Here is a 21,729-nt window from a genome sequence, read left to right as displayed (position 1 = left end):
AAGCACCGCATGAGCACAACCGACAACGACGACTTCACGCTCACTCCGCCCGAGGCCGTCACGCCCGTGCCGCGGGAGCGGGCCGGCGGGCTCGTCCCCGTCGCCGACGGCGTCCGGCAGGACATGGCGCACAGGGCCGCCGCCTACGTGGAGTCCCTCGCCTCCCTCGACGCCCGCTCCCCCGAGTTCGCGGGGAAGGTCGGCGAGATCACCGGCCTCGGCGCCGGGGAGATGCGCACCGCCGGCGCGCAGTCCAACCGCATGCTGGAACGGGCCGTGCGCAGCCTGCCGAGCAAGGGCGGTGACGCCCAGGCGCAGGTGGCGGGTTCGCTCGTGGAGCTGCGGCGGGTGGTCGAGGACCTGGACCCGCGCGACCTGCCCGCGAACAAGGGCCGCAGGTTCCTGTCCCGGCTGCCCGGCGGCAACAGGCTGCGCGACCACGTCGCCCGGTACGCCTCCTCGCAGGGCACCCTCAACACGATCGTGGGCTCGCTGCGCGGCGGGCAGGACGAACTGCGCCGGGACAACGCCGCCCTGCAGACCGAGCGGGTCCGCCTGTGGGAGACCATGGGCAAGCTCCAGGAGTACGTCGTGCTGACCGAGGCCCTGGATGCCGCCGTCGAGCAGCACGTCGGCGACGTCGGGGCGAGTGATCCGGCGCAGGCCGACACCCTGCGCGCGGACGTCCTCTTCCCGGTCCGGCAGAAGCACCAGGACCTGCTGACCCAACTCGCGGTGTGCGCCCAGGGCTACCTCGCCATGGACGTCGTACGGCGTAACAACGACGAGCTGATCAAGGGCGTCGACCGGGCCGCCACGACCACGGTGTCGGCGCTGCGCATCTCCGTGATGCTGGCCTCCGCGCTCGACAACCAGCGCAAGGTGGTCGACCAGGTCAACGCCCTGCGCGGGACGACCGAGGACCTCATCCGCGGGAACGCGGAGATGCTCGCCACGCAGAGCGGGGAGATCCAGCGGATCGCCGCCGACCCGGCGGTCGGCGCGGACACCCTCAGGGCCGCCTTCCAGCAGATCTACCGCACCCTCGACGCCATCGACACCTACAAGGTGCAGGCGACGGAGGCCATGGCGGCGACCGTGGAGTCCCTGACGTCGGAGCTCCAGCACGCGAGCACCTACCTGGAACGCAGCCGGTCGCAGGGCGCGCTCGAAGGGGGCCTCGCGTGAGACGCCGACTGGCCGTGCTCGTCGCGGCGGCCGCCCTGCTGAGCGGGTGCACGACGAGCCACGGCCGGACCCCGGACGGCGCGCCCGGTACCGGCCCCGAGCCCGGCACCCTGCGCGTCCTCGCGTCCAGCGAGCTCAGCGACATGGCACCGGTCCTCGACCGGGTCCGCGAGGACACCGGCATCACGGTCCGCCCCACCTACCTGGGCACCCTGGACGCCGTGGACCTGCTGGCGAGGGGCAGGGCCGACGGGCGGTACGACGCCGTGTGGCTGTCGTCGAACGACTACCTCCGGCTGCGTCCCGACGCGGCGCGGAAGGTGGTGTCGGAGACGCCCGTGATGTCGAGCCCGGTCGCCGTCGGTGTCCGGGACGCCACCGTGCGGTCCCTCGGCTGGAAGCCGGAGGACGTCACCTGGTCGCAGGTCGAGCAGGCGGTCCAGGACGGGAGACTCACCTACGGCATGACCGACCCGGCCCGCTCCAACTCCGGCTTCTCCGCGCTCGTCTCGGTCGCCTCGGCCCTCTCCGGCGCCCAGTCCGCGCTGACGGACGCGGACGTCGCGAAGGCCACGCCCCGGCTGAAGGAGTTCTTCAAGGGGCAGAAGCTGACCTCGGGTTCGTCGGGCTGGCTGGCCACCGCCTACCGGAGGCGCGGGAACGTCGACGCGCTGCTGAACTACGAGTCCGTGCTCAAGGGCATCCCGGGCCTCACCGTGATCCGCCCCCGCGACGGTGTCGTCACCGCCGACTACCCGCTGTCCTCGCTCGCCTCGACCGATCCGGCGACCCGCGCGGAGGTCCGCCGCCTCACCGGCGCCCTGCGCACGGACGCCGTCCAGCGGCTGATCACCACCCGCACCCACCGCCGCCCGGTCGTCGCCTCCGTGCCGCCCGCGGCCGGCCTCGACACCGGCCGGCGCCGTGAACTGCCCTTCCCCGGGAGGCGTTCGGTCGCCGACGGCCTGCTCGACTCGTACGAGAACGAGCTGCGCCGCCCGTCGCGCACCGTGTACGTGCTCGACACCTCCGGCTCGATGGAGGGCGACCGGCTGGCCCGCCTCAAGAGCGCGCTCAGCGGTCTCACCGGTGACTTCCGCGACCGGGAGGAGGTGACGCTGATGCCGTTCGGATCGCAGGTCAAGAGCGTGCGGACGCATGTCGTCGAACCCGCCGACCCGCGGCGGGGGCTCGACGCGGTCCGCGCGGACACCAGGGCCCTGACCGCCGACGGCGACACCGCGATCTACACCTCGCTGGAGAAGGCCTACGGCCATCTGGGCGCCGGCCGGGACGCGTTCACCTCCATCGTGCTGATGACGGACGGCGAGAACACCGTGGGCGCGAAGGCGGCGGACTTCGACGGCTTCTACCGCGGGCTGTCCGGTGCGCAGCGGGAGATCCCGGTGTTCCCCATCCTCTTCGGCGACTCCGACCGGGCGGAACTGGAGCACATCGCCGACCTGACCGGCGGCCGCCTCTTCGACGCCCGGAAGGGCTCGCTGGACGGCGCCTTCGAGGAGATCCGTGGCTACCAGTAGGGCGCTGGCGTACCTGGAGTCCCGCAAGAACCTGACCGGGGGAGCGTGCGGGCTGGCCGGCCTGGCGCTGACGTTCGCGGGAGTGGCGGGCCCGTACTGGCCGGTCGTCGTCGCCGGGCTGTACGGGGCGGGCGCGCTGGTCGCCCCGCCGGAGCGGTTGCCGCCTCCCGCCTTTCCCGACGCGTCGGCCCAGCTGGAGGCGGTGCGGGACGACTTCGGGAAGCTGGGCGCCTATCTCGCGGACATCGAGCTGCCGCCCGCGGCGGCCGGCCGGCTGTCCGAACTGACGGAGCTGCTGGCCGCGTTGCTCGACCCCGGCTGGGTCGCGGAGGCGCTGGCCCAGGACGCCGAGGGCGTGCACACGCTGGCCCGGACCGTGCGGCAGGACGTGCCGGAGGCGGTCGACACCTTCGTACGGACGCGGTGGTGGTCGCGGCTCACGCCGGGCCAGGAGCCGCCGGAACGGCATCTGGAGCGCCAGCTCGGTCTGCTGCACGAGGAGGCCGGACGGCTGGCGGCCGACCTGCGGGAGGCGGAGGCACGGCGGCAGGAGTCGCACACGCGGTATCTGGAGGACCGCTCGAAGTGAGCGTCCACCGGGAGACGCCGGGGCGGGCGGGCTGCTGGACACGGGCGAGGGCCCGCCGTCGTCCCGGGTCCCGGGGCGGGGACGCGAGGTGACGGCGGGCCCGTGACCCCGCACGCCGTTGTGCGGGGCCTCGCCGGTACGGGGGCCGAGCGGGCTCGGCGTACTCCGGTACGGGGGTGCTGCGCCGCGGCCGGCCGGGACGACGTGCTGGTCAGGGCGCACTCGGTGACCGGCCGCGGAGTCTTCGGGGCGGTGGGCTCAGCCCAGGCGCTCCACGAGCGCGCGGTACTCGTCCCACAGCTCCTTGGGGGTGTGGTCGCCGAAGGTGTTGAGGTGCTCGGGGATCAGGGCGGCCTCCTCGCGCCAGACCTCCTTGTCCACGGTGAGCAGGAACTCCAGGTCCGAGTCGGCCAGATCCAGGCCCTTGGTGTCCAGGGCCTCCTTGGCCGGCAGGATGCCGATGGGGGTCTCGACGCCCTCGGCCTTCCCGTCGAGGCGCTCGACGATCCACTTCAGGACGCGGCTGTTCTCGCCGAAGCCGGGCCAGACGAACTTGCCCTCGTCGTTCTTGCGGAACCAGTTGACGTAGTAGATCTTCGGGAGCTTCGACTGGTCCTTGCCCTTGGCGACGTCGACCCAGTGACCCATGTAGTCGCCCATGTTGTAGCCGCAGAACGGCAGCATCGCGAAGGGGTCGCGGCGCAGCTCGCCGACCTTGCCCTCGGCGGCGGCGGTCTTCTCCGAGGCCACGTTGGCGCCGAGGAAGACGCCGTGGTTCCAGTCGAAGGACTCCGTCACCAGGGGGACGGCGCTGGCGCGGCGGCCGCCGAAGAGGATCGCCGAGATCGGCACGCCCTTCGGGTCCTCCCACTCGGGCGCGATGATCGGGCACTGCGCGGCGGGAGTGGTGAAGCGGGCGTTGGGGTGGGCGGCCGGGGTGCCGGACTCCGGCGTCCAGTCGTTGCCCTTCCAGTCGGTGAGGTGGGCCGGGATCTCCTCCGTCATGCCCTCCCACCAGACGTCGTTGTCGTCGGTGAGGGCGACGTTGGTGAAGACGGAGTTGCCCCACAGCGTCTTCATCGCGTTGGCGTTGGTGTGCTCACCGGTGCCGGGCGCGACGCCGAAGAAACCGGCCTCGGGGTTGATCGCGTACAGCTGGCCGTCCTCGCCGAACCGCATCCAGGCGATGTCGTCGCCGATCGTCTCGACCGTCCAGCCCGAGACGGTGGGCTCCAGCATCGCGAGGTTCGTCTTGCCGCAGGCGCTCGGGAAGGCGGCGGCGACGTACTTCGACTCGCCGTGCGGCGGGGTGAGTTTCAGGATCAGCATGTGCTCGGCGAGCCAGCCCTCGTCGCGCGCCATGACGGACGCGATGCGCAGGGCGTAGCACTTCTTGCCGAGCAGGGCGTTGCCGCCGTAGCCGGAGCCGTAGGACCAGATCTCGCGGGTCTCGGGGAAGTGGGAGATGTACTTCGTGGAGTTGCACGGCCACGGCACGTCCTGCTCGCCCTCGGCCAGCGGCGCTCCGAGCGTGTGCACGGCACGCACGAAGAAGCCGTCGTCGCCGAGTTCGTCCAGGACGGGCTGTCCCATGCGGGTCATGGTGCGCATGGAGACGGCGACGTAGGCGGAGTCGGTGATCTCGACGCCGATCGCCGAGAGGTCCGAGCCGAGCGGGCCCATGCAGAACGGGACGACGTACATCGTCCGGCCGCGCATCGAGCCGCGGAAGACGCCCTGTTCACCGGTGAAGATCTCCCGCATCTCGGCGGGGTCCTTCCAGTGGTTGGTGGGGCCGGCGTCCTGCTCCTTCTCGGAGCAGATGAACGTCCGGTCCTCGACCCGCGCGACATCGGTCGGGTCGGAGGCGGCGTAGTACGAGTTGGGGCGCTTGATCGGGTCGAGCTTCCTGAAGGTGCCCTTGCGGACGAGCTCCTCACTCAGTCGCTCGTGTTCCGCCTCGGATCCGTCACACCAGACCACGCTGTCCGGCTGCGTCAGTTCGGCGATCTCGTTCACCCACGAGATCAGGTCCTTGTGCTGGGTGGGAACGGTGGAGGGAGCCGCGATGTCGCGCGCCACGATTGCTCCTAAATGAGGGATTTTGTGTTGGAGGCCCCGTGGGGGCTGCGGCCCGGATGCTTCTCGAGGAGACCTTGGCGCTCATCCGGTGCCGACCGCACTCATATGATCATGCGACGCGAGTGCCCATATGTCCAGGGGGCCTCACAGGTGAGCGACGTGAGGATCGCCACGCCCGATGGTGTTTCCGACCGTGTCTTTGCGTGCACGTTGAGTTCGCCTGAAGGTTCTTTTACGCAAGATGCCGGACACCGAACCCCGTGAGACGATCGCCACTCCCGGCCGTTCTCAGGACCCACACCCCCGTAACCTACGGTTGCGTAGGTACGATGAGCCGCATGACTGCGCCCGTCCCCGACGCGCCCCTGGACCCGCCGGTCACCGGCCGCGGCCCCGTCGCGCTCTCCCTGCCACACCCGGTCAAGCCCAAGCTCCGCGGCTGGCTGCACCTCGGCATGTTCCCGGCCGCCCTCGTCGCGGGCCTGGCGCTGACCGCCCTGGCCGGCTCACCCCGCGCCCGGGTCGCCTGCGGGATCTACGCCCTGACCGCCTGCCTGCTGTTCGGCGTCAGCGCCCTGTACCACCGGGGCGACTGGAACCCGCGCATGGACGGCGTCCTGCGCCGGCTCGACCACGCCAACATCTTCCTGATCATCGCCGGCACCTACACCCCGCTCACGATGCTCCTGCTGCCGGGCAGCAAGGGACAGTGGCTGCTGTGGAGCGTGTGGGCCGCCGCCCTCGCGGGCATCGCCTTCCGTGTCCTCTGGGTCGGCGCCCCGCGCTGGCTCTACACCCCCTGCTACATCGCGATGGGCTGGGCGGCCGTCTTCTTCCTGCCGGACTTCATGCGCGCCGGCGGCGTCGCCGTGCTCGTCCTGGTGGTCGTCGGCGGGCTCCTCTACAGCGCCGGCGGTGTCATCTACGCGCTCAAGCGGCCCAACCCGTCCCCGCGGTGGTTCGGTTTCCACGAGGTGTTCCACTCCCTCACGGTCGCCGCGTTCGTCGCGCACTACGTCGGGATCTCCCTGGTGGCGTACCAGAACACGTAGCTCCACGGAGCTCCTCCGAAAACGGCCACGGCTCGGGAGCCGTGGCCGTTTTCGTCATGCCCGGAGGACGCACTATTGACAGCGACTATGTTTTGATAGCTACTCTCATTTCATGGCTACTGTCACTCAAGGCGTCGGCGTGCGCCCCGAACCACGCCGCTGGTGGGCCCTCGGGGCCCTGGTCGCGAGCATGCTGGTGATCGGCTTCGACACGACGATCCTCAGCGTCGCGCTGCCCACGATGGCGGAGCAGCTCGGCGCGAGCACCGGCGAGCAGCAGTGGATGGCGGACGCGTACGTCGTCGTCTTCGCGGCCCTGATGCTCCCGGCCGGACTGCTCGGCGACCGGTTCGGGCGGCGCGCCATGCTGATCACCGGGCTCGGCGTCTTCCTCGCGGGCTCGGTGCTGGGCGCCCTCGCCGACGACGTGAACTGGGTCGTCGCGGCCCGCGCGGTGATGGGCGTCGGCGCGGCCCTCGTCACCCCGCTCGCGCTCTCCGTCCTGCCCTCGCTCTTCGCACCCGAGGAGCGCACCAAGGCCGTCGGCATCGTGTCCGCCGGCTCCACCCTCGGACTGCCGCTCGGGCCGATCCTCGGAGGCTGGCTGCTCAACCACTTCTGGTGGGGCTCGGTCTTTCTGATCAACATCCCGATGGCCGCGCTCGGCGTCGCCGCCTGCGTGTTCCTGCTGCCCGAGACCCGGGACCCGGCCTCCCCCCGGGTCGACGCCGTCTCCACCGCGCTCACCGCGACCGGGCTCGGCGCCCTCGTCTACGCGATCATCGAGGCCCCCGGCCGGGGCTGGACCGACCCCCTGGTCCTCGGCATGTCCGGCGCGGCCGTGGCGCTGATCGGCGCGCTGGTGCTGAGGGAGCGCCGGGCCGTCCGCCCCATGCTCGACATGACCCTGCTCGCCCGCCGCGGCTTCCTGTTCAACACCCTCGCGGCGACCCTGGTGATGTTCGTCCTGTCCGGCCTGATGTTCGTCCTGCCGCCGTACCTCCAGGCCGTCCTCGGCAACGACGCCCTCGGCACCGGTGTGCGACTGCTGCCCATGATGGGCGGCCTGATCGTCGCGGCGAGGGCCGCGCAGCCGGTCGTCAACCGGTTCGGGGCCCGGGCGGTGGTCAGCGCCGGACTGGTGGTCCTCGCGTTCGCCGCGCTGCTCGGCAGCCGTACCACGGCCGGCTCCGGGTACGGCTTCACCGCGCTGTGGCTGTCGGTCGCCGGGGTCGGCTTCGGCTTCGCGGTGGTCCCCGCCATGGCCGGCGCCCTCGGCACCCTGCCCGCCGACCGCGCCGGCAGCGGCTCCGGGCTGCTGATGACGCTGCGCCAGGTCGGCGGGGCGATCGGCATCGCGCTGCTGGGCAGCCTGCTCGCGAGCGCCTACCGCGACCGGCTCGACGTCACCGGGCTGCCCGCCGAGGCGGCCCACACCGCCGGGGAGTCCGTGGTCGCCGCCCACCTCGTCGCCGAACAGGCCGGTTCCGCCCGGCTGGTGAGCGCCGCGAACAGCGCGTACGTCCACGGCATGACGCTGGCCATGCTGGTGTGCGGGATCGCCGCGGTCGTCGCCGCGCTGCTGGCCGCCGCCTTCCTGCCGGGGGCCCCGGCACCCCGGCCCGGCGACCCGGCCGAACCCCCGGTCATGGCGGCCCCCGACGCCGATGCCCGACAATGACTGCATGACGGCTGCACGGACTCCCGCCCCCGCCGACCGCCCCCAGCTGGGCCTGCGCGAGCGGAAGAAGATCAGGACCCGCGAGGCGATCCGTACCGCGACGTACGAACTGGTCGGGGAGCAGGGGTACGACGCCACGACGATCGAGCAGATCGCCGACCGCGCCGAGGTGTCGCCGTCGACCGTCTTCCGCTACTTCCCCACCAAGGAGGACATCGTCCTCACCGACGAGTACGACCCGGTCCTGATGGAGGAACTGCGGGCCCGGCCCGCGGACGAACCGTGGCCGGACTCCATCCGCCACGTGATGCGGGAGGCCGTCCGCACGGGCGTCGAGGAGGACGCGGCGGTGGCGCGGCTGCGCACCCGGCTCATGGTCGAGGTCCCCGCGGTGCGCTCGCGGATGATGGAGAGCATGTCGGTCACCGGCCACATGCTCTGCACCGCCATCGGCGAGCGCACCGGCCGCGACCCGGACAGCCTGGAGGTTCGCGTCTACGCCATGTCCCTGATCGGCGGCCTGATGGAGACCTCCCTGTACTGGGCCGCCAACGGCCACCGGGACGACTTCACCACCCTCGTCGACCGCACGCTGGAGGTCCTGCAACACGGCCTGCTCAGGGAAAACGGCTGAGCCGCCACCTTGCTGCCGTGGCATCCTGACCCGGTGACCGCACCGGAGATCCACGTCGCGTACGCCCCCGAGCTGGGCGTGTTCCTCCCGCACGAACGGCGCACGGGCACCAGCGCGCTCACCACCGACGGCGTCTCGTCCCTCGGTCACGTCGTGGAGTCGACCGGCGTGCCCCTGACCGAGGTCGGCGCCCTCCTCGTGGACGGCCGCGAGGTGCCCGCCTCGCACGTCCCGGTGACCGGCGAGTCGGTGGAGGTGGGGGCGGTCCGCCGGCCCCAGCGGGTGCCGGGCGCCCCGCTCCGCTTCCTGCTCGACGTCCACCTCGGCACCCTCGCCCGGCGGCTGCGCCTGCTCGGCGTGGACACCGCCTACGAGTCCACCGACATCGGCGACCCCGCCCTCGCCGCGCTCTCCGCCGCCGAGAAGCGGGTCATGCTCAGCCGCGACCGGGGCCTGCTGCGCCGCCGCGAGCTGTGGGCGGGCGCGTTCGTCTACAGCACCAGCCCCGAGGAGCAACTCCGGGACGTCCTGGAGCGGTTCCGGCCGGAGCTGCGGCCCTGGACCAGGTGCACCGCCTGCAACGGCCTGCTGAAGGAGGCCACCAAGGAGGAGGTCGCCGACCAGCTGCACGGCGGGACGCAGCGGTCCTACGACGTCTTCGCGCAGTGCCGGCAGTGCGGGCGGGCGTACTGGAAGGGCGCGCACCACGAGCAGCTGGTGGCCATCGTGGAGCGCGCCCTTCAGGAGTTCGCGGGCGACCGCTGACCTTTCGCCTTCCTGACGTCACCCTTTCCGCAGGCGACGCCGTCCTTGTCGCGGTCCAGGCCCAGCGGGTCGTCCCCGCCGTTGATCTCCAGACGGCCGTAGTGGTTCGTCCTCAGCCAGGCGCACCGTGCGGCCGTCGTCTTCTTGACCGTGGCCGGGAAGGCGGTCGGTACGCAGACGTTGGTCGAGCCGTAGTGCCGGTCGCAGCCGGAGATCGTCGTGCTGACGTTCTGCGAGGCGCGCTTCCTGCCCTGCTGCCGCACGGTCCCGGTGAGGGAGTCCGCGAAGGAGTGGACGTGCGCGGAGGCGTCGGTGGCGCTCAGCGCCGCCGGGCCCTGGAGGTGCACCCACTTCGCCACCGACGGCACCCCGCCGGCGTCGACCGCGAAGAGCATGTACCAGCCGGGCGGTGCCATGTCGGGGTTGCTCGTCACGTTCAGGTCGACGTTGTCGCCGGTCACCGACAGGGGCAGGTCCACAAACCGCTGGTTGGGGTCCGAGGAGTGCGTGACGGCCGCCGGGCGGATCAACTCGGCCCTGGCGACGGGGCGGTCGACCGTGATGCGCTGGGTGTCGCCGTAGTTCCACTCGGTGTCGATCACCGAGGTGATCGTCGGACGTGTGCCCTTGAGCAGGTAGGGCGGGGTGTAGACCGACACGTTGTGGTTCCAGGTGCCGTTGCCCGGGTTGTCGCCGGTCGACATCACCCGGCCGTCGGGCAGCAGGAACGAGGACGAGTGGTAGCCGCGTGCCTGCGGGTCGGCGTTCACCGGGTCGAAGGTGTTGGCCGCCGGGTCGTAGAGGGAGGACTCGAAGACCGGGTCGGCCCGGTTGTGCAGCGCGCCGCCGGTCTCCAGCACCTTGCCGTCCGGCAGCAGTACGGCGGAGACGTACATCTTGCCCTGGGCGCCGGTCTCGGCGACCTGGCCGGCGCCGAGGTCGACCGTGCCCTGCGGCAGCGGTGGCCCGGCCACGTAGGCGGGGTTCGCGGCCTTCAGGTCGATGACGTCGGTCAGCCGGTTGCCGTCCGGGTTGGAGTCGATGTTGCCGCCGCCGAGGGTCAGCACCTTCTGGTCCTGCGCCGGGGGCAGCAGCACGCTCGCCGACTGGTCGCGCTGGTCCTTGTTCCGCAGTCCGGGCACCGACGTGACCGTGTTGGCGCCGTAGTCGTAGATCGCCGACCCCGTGCCGGGGAGGTTGTCGCCGAAGACATGGCTGCCCGAGTAGAAGAGGCGGCCGTCCTGCATGAGGATCATCGACGGGTACAGACCCCAGTACGACCAGGTCTGGTTGACCTTCCACAGCGGCTGCCACCGCTGCTCGGCGTCCGACCAGTACTCGGCGGTCACCGAGCCGGTCGAGTCCTCCTTCAGCCCGCCGAAGGAGACGACGTCACCGTTGCCGAGTTCGGTCGCCGACGGGTACCAGTGCCCGTCGTTCAGGTCGTTGGTCCTGCTGTACGTCTCGGTGACCGGGTCGAAGACGTAGGAGTCCTTGAAGCCCTCGTAACCGTGTCCGCCCGCCACCGGGTACGCCTTGTTGCCGCTCATCACCAGCACCCGCCCGTCCTGGAGCTGGACGTGGCCGGAGCAGAACATGTCCTTCGGGGTGGGGATGACCTTGTAGGTGCCCTTGACCGGGTCGTAGACCGCCGAGGTGAAGGTGCCCGCGTCGAACTGCTCCTCGCTGTTGCCGGAGCCCGCGATCAGCAGCACCTTGCCGTTGTCGAGGACGACGGAGTGCATGGAGCGGACCGGGTTCCGCGTGGGCAGCACGTCCCACCTGCCGTTCGCGCACTCGTCGGCCGTGCCGGCGCAGGCCGCGGGCGGGACGACCTCGGGGACCTGGTCCATCGTGTAGTCGTCGGTCGTCACCGAGCCCGTGCCGTACACCGACGCGCCCCAGGTGATGCGGTCGGTGCCCGCCGGGACCGGAGGGGTGCGGACCGTCGCCCGGGTCCAGCCGCCCTGCATGTCCAGGGTCTTGAGGTCGGTCCAGTACTGCCAGCCCGCCGTGGTGTCGTGCCGGAACAGGGTGACGGCCGCGTCGGGCGTGGTCGTCCTGTACCAGAGCCCCAGGTCGTACTGGGTGCCCGCGGTGACCACCGGCGCGCACTCCGTCGACTCGGTGATCAGCGCCTTGCGGTCACCGTCGACCCGGCGGGTCAGCGCGACCTTCATCGCCCTGGTACCGGAGTGGGCGTCGGAGGTGGTGGTGAAGGTGAAGTCGTTGTCGCCCCAGCCGGACTTCTCCCAGCAGTACGGCATCGAGTCGGAGCCGACGGTCTCGAACCCGGGGTTCCTGACGAGGTTGGCGGCCGAGGCGGGCTGGGGCGAGGTGAGCAGCAGGCCGGCGGTCAGCACGCCCACCCCCACCATCGCGGTTCTTCTTCGGTGTCTGTTCACACGGCTCTCCTCGCTGTGCGGCCCTCGTCGCAGGCGTCACGGCCCCGGCGCGGGAGATAGACCAGCGCCTCGGTCCCGGCGAAACGCAGGACGAACGTCGTCACCAGCGCGAGCGCGGTCGCGGACAGCGCGCCCATCCCCCACCGGTGCACGAACAGGGTGATCAGCGGAATGCGCAGGACCAGGTCGGCGTTGGCGAGCAGCGCGAACCGGCCCATCCGGTCCCACCAGCGCCGGTGCGCGCGGCGGTCCCGGAACAGGAGGTGCTCGACGAGCACGAGGTTCCAGGCGACGCCGAGCTGGTTGGCGAGGATCTCGGCGGGCACGTAGTGCAGTCCGGCGAGGGTGAGGGCCCACAGGCCCAGCAGGTTGGGCACGAACCCGGACGCGCCGATCACGCCGAAGCCCACCATCCGTGCGACGGGCGAGGCCGTACGCAGGCCGACCAGGTGACGCAGGAAGCGGAAACCCTCCCGCGCGCTCGACTTGGACTCCCCCGCGAACCGGTCCTGGAAGACGAACGGCACCTCGGTGACCTGGCGGGGGCGGCTGCGCACCGCGAGTTCGAGGAGGATCTTGTAGCCGAGGGGCTTGAGCGCGTCGGCGGTGACGTGGCTGCGGCGGATCGCGAAGAACCCGCTCATCGGGTCGCTGATGCCGTGCAGCCTGCGCGGGAACAGGGACTTCGTCAGCCAGGTCGCCCCGCGGGAGACGGCGACCCGGTAGCTGCCGGCGAGCCCGGCGCGGCTGCCGCCTGTGAGGTAGCGGGAGGCGACCACGAGTCCGGCGTTGGCCCGCTCGCCGGTGGCCACCAGCTCCGGCACCAGCGAGGGCGGATGCTGGCAGTCGCCGTCCATGACGACGATCCAGTCGGACCCGGCCGCCCTCATGCCCTCGACGACCGCACCGCCGAGTCCGCCCACCGGCTCCTCGCGGTGCAGCACCGTCACCGGGAAGGGGCAGTCCTTCGCCGCCTCACGGATGACGTCGGGGGTGTCGTCGGTGGAGTCGTCCACGAAGACCACCTCGCAGGGCAGCCTGGCGGGCACCGACTCGGTGATCTGCCGGAGCAACCGCCGTACGTTCGCGGACTCGTTGAACGTCGGTACGACGATGGTCACGGCACCTGGTTCGGGCACCTCCGCCGCCCGGACCGCCGGATCGTTCAGTTGTCCCGGGGCGGTGTGGTCCTGGTTCATCGCTCGCCTCCCGCGGCGCCGGTGGTCTGGATCCGCCGGATCTCGATCCGGTCCGCGCCGGTGCCGAAGACGGCGACGGGCGTCGAGTGCCTGATGGCCGCCCTGACGTTGGGCAGGTCGACCGCGTCGCGCCGCACCGTCGGGGAGGCCACCACGTAGTCGATGTCCTTCCAGCCGCGCGGCATCGTCCTCGTGACCGCGGGGTCGAGGTCGGCCTTGTAGAACCAGATGACGCCGAGCCCGGGCCGGTACCCGGCGTGCACCAGGTCCAGCCAGAGCGCGTCGTCGACGAGGACCCGGGTGTCGCCGGGGTCGTCCACCTCGGTGGAGAGCCACTTCGAGGCCGCCCGGTAGGGGGCGTTGGCGTCGGTGGTGAGCGCGGTGCGGTCACCGTCGTACCAGTGCGGTACGACGTAGGCGCCGGCGGCGAGGGCGAGGATGCCGGCGAGTGCGTACCGGCCGCCCGTGACGTACCGGTGCTCGCTCTCCGCGCGCCGTCTGCGCAGCACACCGTGGGCGACGGAGGCGGTGCCGCCGGCCAGCACCAGGGCGAGGAAGGGCAGGGCCTGGATGACGTACATCGCGGGCAGGTAGCCGTTGGGCCGCAGCGCGACCACCGCGAGGATCGCCACCGCCAGGGACGGTCCGGCGAGGGCGCGGGCGGTGACCGACCAGCGCCAGGTCGCCAGGAGCAGCAGGGCGCCCGCGAGACCGCCGACGATGAGGACCCGGTCGTAGTAGAGCCACGACCGGAGGACGCCGTACGAGCCGGAGCCGCGGTCGAGGACGAAGCCCGAGCCGGGTCTGGTCATCTGGTACCGGAGCCCGTCCCACAGGGACACATGGCCGCCGCCGGGCAGCAACTCGCCCTTGAGGAGGGCGAACAGGGGATACGAGAGGCCGATCATCGCGCAGGCCGTGACGGCGCCGGTGAGCGCGAACTTCCGGGTGTCGCGGTGGCCGTGCCGCCACATCGTCAGCAGCAGCGCGGGCAGGATGACGAGCATCGTCTCCTTGGTGAGCACGGCCGTGGCGGCCGCGACGCCCGCACCGAAGTGGTGCCACAGGTGCCGGTTCGGGGAGGCGGCGAGGGCGAACGAGAGGAGTGTCCACATCACCGCGAGGTTGTCGAGGAAGATCTCCCGCTGGAGGACCACCGACAGCGGCGACAGGCCGAAGAGCACCATGCCGAGCCCGGCGGCCCAGCGCGGCAGGGACAGCCGGCGCCCGAGCACGTAGACGAGGACCGCGCTGACCGCGCCGACCACCAGCATCATGACGCGCATCGAGCCGACGGTCATCGAGTCCGGGCTGAACAGCGAGGGTATCCAGGTCAGCGCGGCGATCTGGATCCAGCCGAGGGGCGGGTGGTCGTACCAGTACGTGTAGTGGGCCAGGCCCTTGCCCTGCTGGACGGCCCAGGCCTGGGCGAGGTAGGTGCCCTCGTCGTCGCTGAGGGTCGGGTAGTCGGCGATGTTCCAGCCCTGCACGACGAGGACCGCCACGAGGAGCGCCCCGCACAGCAGGAGGTCGGGCCGGGAGGTGCGCAGGCGCTTCGGCGGCCCGGTTCGACCTGTCGAAAGGACGTCAGGCGCAGGCCGGCGCCGCGCGGGGACCTTGGCTGTGGTCACCGCGGGAAGGGTGGAGGTCACGCGGGGACGTCCTCTCGGGACTCGCGGATCACGTCGGCGCCGGTGAGGTGGGCGCCGACATGCGTGGTCAACTCCCAGTCGTTGCGGCCGCGCTGCTCGCGCCAGACGGCACGGAGGGCGGCCCCGGCGAGGAGCACCTGGTAGAAGGGGCCGCCCACGACGAGCTTGAGGTAGTGCACGAAGCTCACGCGCAGCCCGTACTGCCTGCCGAAGTCGTGCAGCCCGACCAGCTCGAAGACGAAGGTCACGGCCGCGGTGACAGTCGGCAGGAAGGTGAGGAACGCGATCCCGACGGGCACGTCCAGGAAGAGCGCCACCGCGAGGTTGAGCGGGATGACGACGCCGGAGAAGGCCTGCAGGAAGGGTGTCATCAGCGTGTACCGGGCGAGCAACCGCTGCCCGAAGCCCGGCAGTTGTTTCCAGTCCTTCTTGCGGTAGACCTGGAGGAAACCCTGGTTCCAGCGGGTGCGCTGCTTGAGCAGCGCCATCAGTGAGCCCGGGGTCTCCTCGCGGGTCACCATGTCGCAGTCGTAGGCGACGACGACCTTCTTGCCGGCGCTGGACAGCCGAACGCCCAGGTCGCAGTCCTCGGCCAGGCAGTCGGGGTCCCAGCCGTCGGCCTCCCGCAGCACCCCGGTGCGCACGAAGACGGTGTTGCCACCGAGCGGGATGAAACCTTTCTGCGCGTGCAGGTGCAGCCGGGAGCGGAACCAGAAGAAGTACTCCAGGCAGTTGCGCAGGCTGTACCAGCTGGAGTGGAAGTTGATCAGCTGGACCCCGCCCTGGACGACGTCGGCGCCCGTGGTGCGGAACGCGTGGTCGACGTGGGCCAGCAGCTCCGGATGGACCTGGTCCTCGGCGTCGAAGACCCCCACCACGTCACCCCGGCAGTGCGGCAGCGCCGTGTTCATGGCCTTCGGCTTGTTCTTCTTCTCGTGGGTGTCGACGACCACCCGGACCCTCGGGTCGCGGCCGGCGGCCCGCTCGGCCACCGCCGCCGTCTGCGGGTCGTCGTGCCCCACGATGACGATGATCTCGAAGTCGGTGTGCGTGGACTCCAGCAACCGCTGGATGGTGTGGTCCAGCACGGCCTGTTCGTGGCGTGCCGGAAGGAGCAGCGAGAAGGAGACGTGTTCGTCCCCGTCCGGACTGCTGAACCGGGTGGAGGCGAGCACTTCGGGCGTGCGCCACGCGTGCATCTGCCACCACAGGGTGAAGGCCGCCATCCAGAACAGGGACAGCGAAACGACAGCGAGAAAGACGGACGTCAGCAAAAGATCCCCCCAGATCCCCAAGCCCCCTGTCGCGACGGTGCGTTGCACCCGTCGCGGCACTGCGGCAGAGAATAGGGAAGAACTGTGAATTGCCGACACTGCTCCGATAAATAGCCTGTTTCGGAACGGTGGTGGACTAAGTGGGATCCGTCCGAACACGTGCCCTGTGCGGGCTGACGGAATACACCGCACCGCCCCGGTATGTCCCGCGTCTCAGCCGCTCAGCGCCGCGCGCAGCCGCTCCGGGTCGGTCGTCGGGGCGTCACAGGTGAAGTTACGGCAGACGTACGCCGTCGGTTCACCGCCGACCAGAGGCCGCTCGGCCAGCAGCGGGAACTCGTCACTCTCCGCAGTGCCCACCGCCACCACCGCCCCCGGGGCGGCACCTAGAAGTGCCGTACGGTGCAGGGCGCGTGTGGCCGCGTCGTCCACCGCGGGGCCGACCACCGCGACCTCGCGCGGCCCGTCGAGCAGCGCCTCGGCGACGGCCAGTCCCCAGCCGACGAACCGCGGCACCCGCGGCCCGAGCGCCTTCACCACGCCGAGCGCCCGCTCGGCCGCGGTCCGATGAGGCTCCGACCCGGTGTGCGCCGCGTAACTCAGCAGCGCGCCCGCCGCGGCGCTCCAGCCGGACGGCGTCGCGTTGTCGGTCGGGTCCTGCGGCCGGCGGATCAGCCGCTCGGCGTCGGCGGCGGTGTCGTACAGCGCGCCCGACTCCGGATCGGCGAACCGGGCGAGGACATGGTCGAGCAGGAACCCGGCGAACTCCAGCCACACCCCCTCCCCGGTGACGGAGGCCAGCGCCAGGAAGCCCTCCGCCACATCTGCGTAGTCCTCCAGCACGCCGGCGTTGGCCCCGGTCCGGCCGTCCTTGCTGGTGCGGGCCAGCCGCGCGTGGTCGTCGAGATGCAGCCGTACGAGGAGATCCGCGGCCCCGACCGCCGCCTCGACCAGGTCGGGGCGGTCGAAGTAGGCGCCGGTCTCGGCCAGCGCGGCGATCGCGAGCCCGTTCCAGGCGGCGACGACCTTGTCGTCCCGGCCGGGGGCGGGCCGCTCCGCCCGCCTCCGCAGCAGCCGCTCCCGGATCGACGCGATCCGCTTCGCGTCGAACTCCTCCTCTCCCTCGGGGAGTTGCAGGACGGAGGAGCCGTGCTCGAACGTGCCCTCCTCGGTCACCCCGAAGTACCGGGCGGCGAGACGCGCGTCCTGTTCGCCGAGCACCTCGGCGAGCTCTCCGGGCGTCCACACGTAGTACACGCCCTCGACGTGCCGGCCCGTCCCGTCGTCGCTGTCGGCGTCCAGCGCGGAGGCGAACCCGCCCTCGGCCGTGCGCAGTTCCCGCACCATGAAGTCGGCGGTCTCCAGAGCGACCCGCCGGGCGAGCCCGGACCCGGTGGCCCGCCAGAGGTGGGCGTACACCCGGCACAGCAGGGCGTTGTCATAGAGCATCTTCTCGAAGTGCGGCACGACCCACTCCCGGTCCACGGAGTAGCGCGCGAAGCCGCCACCGAGCTGGTCGTGGATCCCGCCGCGGGCCATCCGCTCAGCGGTGTCCCGGGCCATCTGGAGCGCGCCCTCGGACCCCGTGCGCGCGTGGTGGCGCAGCAGGAACTCGATCACCATGGACGGCGGGAACTTCGGCGCCCCGCCGAATCCGCCGCGCTGCGGGTCGTACTCCCGGGTCAGCCCGAGCAGCGCCTGCGCGAGCTCCTCCTCACCGGGGGCGCTGCTGTCCCCGTAGGAGATCTCCCGCCCGGCCAGATCCCGCACGATCTTCCCGGCGACCTCGGCGACCTCCTCGCGCCGCTCGGACCACGCCTGTCCGACCCCTTCGAGCACCTGCCGGAACGACGGCATGCCGTGCCGGGGCTCCGGCGGGAAGTACGTCCCGAAGTAGAACGGCTCGGCCTCCGGCGTCAGGAACACCGTCATCGGCCACCCGCCCTGGCCGGTCGCCGCCTGGACGGCCTCCATGTACACGGCGTCGACGTCGGGGCGCTCCTCGCGGTCGACCTTGACCGCGACGAACCGCTCGTTGATCCGGTCGGCGGTCTCCGGGTCCTCGAAGGACTCCCGGGCCATGACATGACACCAGTGGCAACTGCTGTACCCGACGCTCAGCAGCACCGGCACCCCCCGCCGCCGCGCCTCCTCGAACGCCTCGGCCGACCAGGGCCACCAGTCGACGGGGTTGTCGGCGTGCTGCAGCAGATAGGGGGACGTCTCGTGGGCCAGTCGGTTCGGCATACGGTCCATCCTGCCGCAGTACCCGGAAAACCCCGGACAGCACGGGGTACGGCGCGGCAGGTGCGCGGAGCCGCCTCCGGGCGCCCCCGCCGAAGCGGCCCTCTCCCCTCCGACCAGCATCGGCAGCACACTTGACGAGCAACCCGTTGCTGCCGGAGGGGGAATGACATGCGGGACGGTCATCGGGCGGACGCCGAGCGGTTGTTGGCGCGGGCCGTCGAGGAGGAGGTGCGGCGGTCGGGCGGGCGCAGCGACGGGAGTGTGCTGCTGGCGCGGGCGCGCGGCTCGCTGGACGCCATGGCGCAGACGGCCGCCGAGGAGTACGCGGCGTACACCAGCGCGCAGGACGCGGCGCAGGCCGGGCAGCTCACGTTCGGGCAGCGGTACGCGCGGGAGGGGGCCGGCACCCCCCTGCTGGTGGCCGGCGTCGCGGCGGTCGCCGCCGCGGTCGCCGACCTGGCGTTCGGTACCGGCGCGGGCACGGCGCTGGGCGCGGGAGCGGCCGTCGGCGTGGTGGGCGCGGCGGCGACCGTGGTGAAGGTGGCGGGCTCGCACGTGCCGGCCGCGCACCACCGGGCGGGTGCCCTCGGCCAGCCCGGCGGCCCCGAACAGCTGCGGCTGCAGTGGCTGACCGCGCTGGAGGTACGCGGTATCCGGCCGTTCCTGGACCAGCAGCGGGTGCTGAGCGCCTCCACCGGGCCGAAGAAGGGGGCGGGACCGCAGCTGCGCGGAACCGACAAGAGCGCGGCGGCCCGTGGGCGCAGTGTGCTGCGGCAGTCGTTCGGCCAGCTGCCGGAGCCGGCGGAGCCGTTCGCGGGGCGCCGGGCGGAGCTGGGGCGGATCAGGCAGTGGGTGCAGGCGGCGCGCGCGAGCACCGAGACCCGGCCCACGGTCGTGGTGCTGCACGGAGCGCCCGGCAGCGGCCGTACCGCGCTCGCGGTCCGGGCCGCCCACGCGCTGAAGGACCAGTTCCGCGGGGCGTGCGTCGTCGATCTGCGCGGCGACAGCCCGCAGGAGCCGCCGCTGCCGACCCGGGACGCCCTGCTGCACCTGCTCAACCGGCTCGGCGCACCGCGCGAACAACTGCTGTTCCGTGAACGTTCCTCCCCCGACCAGCAGGTCAAGCGCCTCGGGGAGCTCTACCAGCAGCATCTGACGGGGCTGCCGGTGACGATCGTCCTGGACGACGCCCTGGACCCGGGGCAGGTCCGCGCCCTCGTCCCCGAGCGCTCCGACAGCCTGGTCCTGGTGACCGCCCGCAAGCCGCTGGAACTGCCGGCCGAGCTGTCCGCCTGGGTGCACCAGCTGCCGGTCGAGCCGCTGGACGCGGCGGGAGCGGAGGAGCTGCTGGGCGCGGCGACGCAGGACACCGCCGGTCCCTACGACGCCGAGTCCGCCGACCGGATCGGGCGGCTGTGCGGCGGGCTGCCGCTGGCCCTGCGGATCGCGGGCTCTTCCCTGGGCCCGCGCTCCCCCCGCCGACTGGCCACCGATCTTGACGCGTACGGGCCGGTGGAGCCCGTCGAGCGGGTGCTGTGGCTGCGCTACACCGACCAGGCGGACCCGGCGCGCCGGCTGCTGCGCCGGCTGGCGCTCGCCGGCCGGGCCTCGCTGGGCGCTGCCGCCGCCGCCGCGCTGCTGGCCACGGACGAGACCGACGCGAGACGCCGGCTGGCCGACCTGGCACGGGCGGGCCTGATCGAACAGGTGCGCGGGGACCGCTACCGGCTGCACGACCTGGTGCGCGCCTTCGCCCGGGCGCGGCTGGCCGACGAGGAGGAGCCGGCCGAGCGCACGGCGGCGCAGGAACGGCTGATCGTGAACTACGCCGAACTGGCCGACTCGGTGCTGCGACTGGTCGACGGCAACGTGTCCACCCGCTCGGACCGGTTCGGCCCGCACGGCTTCACCTCCCTCGACGATGCGCTGCGCTGGCTGGACGACGAGTCGAGCTTCATCACGGCGACGCTGCGGCAGGCGGAGGGCGTCGACCAGGGCGCGGTGCTGAACCTGCTCGGCGCGCTGTGCGACTACTGCCTGCTGCGGGGCGACCTGTACCGCCTGGGGGAGATCAGCGAGCTGGCGCAGGCCATCGACCAGGGGCTGCTGATCCGCTCGGTGCAGTGGCGCACCGGCATCGCGGCCCGGCAGCTGGGCGAGCTGGACAAGGCACGCACGACCCTGACCTCCGTGGTCGACCTGTACATGGAGGCGCACCACGACGCGGGCGCCGCCCGCGCGCTGTGTTCGCTGGGCATCACCCTGCACCACCAGGGCAACCTCACCGAGGCGGCGGCGAAGCTCAGGGAGGCGCTGGAGCTTCAGGCGGCCCCCGAGCTGGCCGCGGACCGCGCCTGGACGATGCACGCGCTGGCGGCCGTGGAACGCGACCGCGCGCACCTCGCGGAGGCGCTGGACCTGCTGACCCGCTCGCTGGTCCTGCACCGGGCGGGCGAGTCGGTGCACGGCGAGGCCTGGGCCCACTTCCAGCTCGGTCAGCTGGGCCTGCGCATGGGTGACGTGCCGCGCGCCGAGTCGGAGCTGCGGACGGCCCTGGAGCTGTACGGCCGTACCCGCGACGCCCGCGGTGAGGCGTGGGCGCTGACCCAGCTGGCCCGGGCCCGGCTGGTGGACGGCGATCCCGTCGCGGCGGTGGAGGGCCTGCGGCAGGCCGCCGCCCGCCACCGCGACAACGAGGACGCCCGCGGGGAGGGCTGGACGGTGTACTACCTCGGGCAGGCGCTGGAGGAGACGGGCGACCTGGAGCAGGCGGTCCGCGAGCTGGAACGTTCCCGCGCGATGTTCTCGCGGATGCGGGACGTGTACGGCCTGGCCTGCGCCCGGCACCACTCGGCCCGGGTCACCCGCGACCAGCGGGCCGCGCAGACGGGCTCGCTGCGCAACTCCGGGTTCGCCCGGCAGCTCCTGGTCGACGCCCGCTCCGACTTCCAGCGCATCGGGGTCGCCCACGGCGAGGCGTGGACGTGCCTGGAGCTGGTCGTCGTCGACGCGGGAAACGCCCGTACCCAGCAGGCGCTGGCGCTGTGCGAGGAGGCGGCGGCCCTGTTCGCGTCGTACGGCGACCACCGGGGCGAGGACTGGGCCCGCTTCCTGCGCTGCACCCTGCTGCCGTACGCGGCTCCCGGCGGGGTGGAGGCCGGCACCGCGGCCGCCCTGGAGGAACTGGCCGCGCTGTCCCGCGCGGGCCACCCCGCACGGGACGCGAAGCTGGACGACTGCCTCGACGCCTACCAGCTGCTGCTGGAGCGCGGGGTCGACCCGGCGGCGGGATGGCAGGCGTGGGGGGGGGGGGGGGGGGGGGGGGGGGGGGGGGGGGGGGGGGGGGGGGGGGGGGGGGGGGGGGGGTGGGGGGGGGGGGGGGGGGGGGAGGGCGGGGGGGGGGGGCGGGGGGGGAAGGCG

14 protein-coding genes are annotated in these 21,729 nt (G+C 72.3%); 8 read left to right on the top strand and 6 right to left on the bottom strand.

Going from position 1 to position 21,729, the window contains the following annotated elements:
* Window positions 1–9 precede the first annotated feature (9 nt).
* From AC07AZ_RS17975 to AC07AZ_RS17965, 3 genes are read left to right on the top strand one after another with little or no spacing between them, the layout of a single operon-like run.
* Complete coding sequence (locus tag AC07AZ_RS17975; RefSeq protein ID WP_478848737.1) at window positions 10–1,188, top strand: toxic anion resistance protein; 1,179 nt, start codon at window positions 10–12, stop codon at window positions 1,186–1,188.
* Window positions 1,185–2,729 (top strand): vWA domain-containing protein, encoded by a 1,545-nt coding sequence (locus AC07AZ_RS17970; protein WP_478848735.1) that lies wholly within the window; start codon window positions 1,185–1,187, stop codon window positions 2,727–2,729. Before AC07AZ_RS17975 ends, AC07AZ_RS17970 begins: the two co-directional genes overlap by 4 nt.
* Window positions 2,716–3,318, top strand: a complete 603-nt coding sequence (locus AC07AZ_RS17965) for a hypothetical protein (RefSeq protein ID WP_478848733.1) — start codon at window positions 2,716–2,718, stop codon at window positions 3,316–3,318. Before AC07AZ_RS17970 ends, AC07AZ_RS17965 begins: the two co-directional genes overlap by 14 nt.
* A gap of 258 nt (window positions 3,319–3,576) precedes the next feature.
* On the opposite strand, the gene AC07AZ_RS17960 is transcribed toward AC07AZ_RS17965, so the two are convergent.
* The gene (locus AC07AZ_RS17960) at window positions 3,577–5,400 is read right to left on the bottom strand and encodes a phosphoenolpyruvate carboxykinase (GTP) (RefSeq protein WP_478848731.1); all 1,824 of its coding nucleotides are present in this window, start codon (window positions 5,398–5,400) and stop codon (window positions 3,577–3,579) included.
* Window positions 5,401–5,738: 338 nt separating this feature from the next.
* Here AC07AZ_RS17960 and trhA point away from each other — a divergent pair, with 338 nt between their 5' ends.
* The 4 genes from trhA to AC07AZ_RS17940 all read left to right on the top strand — a co-directional run bounded on the left by trhA (window position 5,739) and on the right by AC07AZ_RS17940 (window position 9,532).
* Entirely contained in the window at window positions 5,739–6,452 is a 714-nt protein-coding gene (gene trhA / locus AC07AZ_RS17955) for a PAQR family membrane homeostasis protein TrhA (protein ID WP_478848729.1), read from the top strand.
* A 112-nt stretch (window positions 6,453–6,564) separates the two neighbouring features.
* On the top strand, window positions 6,565–8,133 hold the full coding sequence (locus AC07AZ_RS17950; RefSeq protein ID WP_478848727.1) for a DHA2 family efflux MFS transporter permease subunit: 1,569 nt from the start codon (window positions 6,565–6,567) through the stop codon (window positions 8,131–8,133).
* Between the two features lie 4 nt (window positions 8,134–8,137).
* On the top strand, window positions 8,138–8,767 hold the full coding sequence (locus AC07AZ_RS17945; protein ID WP_478848725.1) for a TetR/AcrR family transcriptional regulator: 630 nt from the start codon (window positions 8,138–8,140) through the stop codon (window positions 8,765–8,767).
* A gap of 33 nt (window positions 8,768–8,800) precedes the next feature.
* The gene (locus tag AC07AZ_RS17940) at window positions 8,801–9,532 is read left to right on the top strand and encodes a Mut7-C RNAse domain-containing protein (RefSeq protein WP_478848723.1); all 732 of its coding nucleotides are present in this window, start codon (window positions 8,801–8,803) and stop codon (window positions 9,530–9,532) included.
* Here AC07AZ_RS17940 and AC07AZ_RS17935 read toward each other — a convergent pair.
* The 5 genes from AC07AZ_RS17935 to AC07AZ_RS17915 all read right to left on the bottom strand — a co-directional run bounded on the left by AC07AZ_RS17935 (window position 9,508) and on the right by AC07AZ_RS17915 (window position 18,309).
* On the bottom strand, window positions 9,508–11,910 hold the full coding sequence (locus AC07AZ_RS17935; protein ID WP_478849112.1) for a galactose oxidase-like domain-containing protein: 2,403 nt from the start codon (window positions 11,908–11,910) through the stop codon (window positions 9,508–9,510). The two genes, AC07AZ_RS17940 and AC07AZ_RS17935, sit on opposite strands and share 25 nt — an antisense overlap.
* A gap of 23 nt (window positions 11,911–11,933) precedes the next feature.
* Window positions 11,934–13,136: a glycosyltransferase gene (locus AC07AZ_RS17930; RefSeq protein WP_478848721.1), complete on the bottom strand. Its 1,203-nt coding sequence runs from the start codon at window positions 13,134–13,136 to the stop codon at window positions 11,934–11,936.
* Entirely contained in the window at window positions 13,133–14,788 is a 1,656-nt protein-coding gene (locus AC07AZ_RS17925) for an ArnT family glycosyltransferase (protein WP_478848719.1), read from the bottom strand. The genes AC07AZ_RS17930 and AC07AZ_RS17925 overlap by 4 nt, the downstream gene beginning before the upstream one ends.
* A complete protein-coding gene (locus tag AC07AZ_RS17920) occupies window positions 14,785–16,062 on the bottom strand; it encodes a glycosyltransferase (RefSeq protein ID WP_478848717.1) in 1,278 nt (425 codons plus the stop codon). Before AC07AZ_RS17920 ends, AC07AZ_RS17925 begins: the two co-directional genes overlap by 4 nt.
* A 213-nt stretch (window positions 16,063–16,275) precedes the next feature.
* A complete protein-coding gene (locus tag AC07AZ_RS17915; RefSeq protein ID WP_478848715.1) occupies window positions 16,276–18,309 on the bottom strand; it encodes a thioredoxin domain-containing protein in 2,034 nt (677 codons plus the stop codon).
* Window positions 18,310–18,477: 168 nt separating this feature from the next.
* Here AC07AZ_RS17915 and AC07AZ_RS17910 point away from each other — a divergent pair.
* Window positions 18,478–21,729, top strand: a 3,252-nt coding sequence (locus AC07AZ_RS17910) for a tetratricopeptide repeat protein (protein WP_478848713.1), incomplete at its 3' end; no start/stop codon positions are given.

The organism is Streptomyces sp. NPDC043878 (assembly GCF_056435735.1).
Note: the sequence above shows the minus strand (reverse complement) of the source record. Positions and strands in the feature narration are given on the sequence as shown.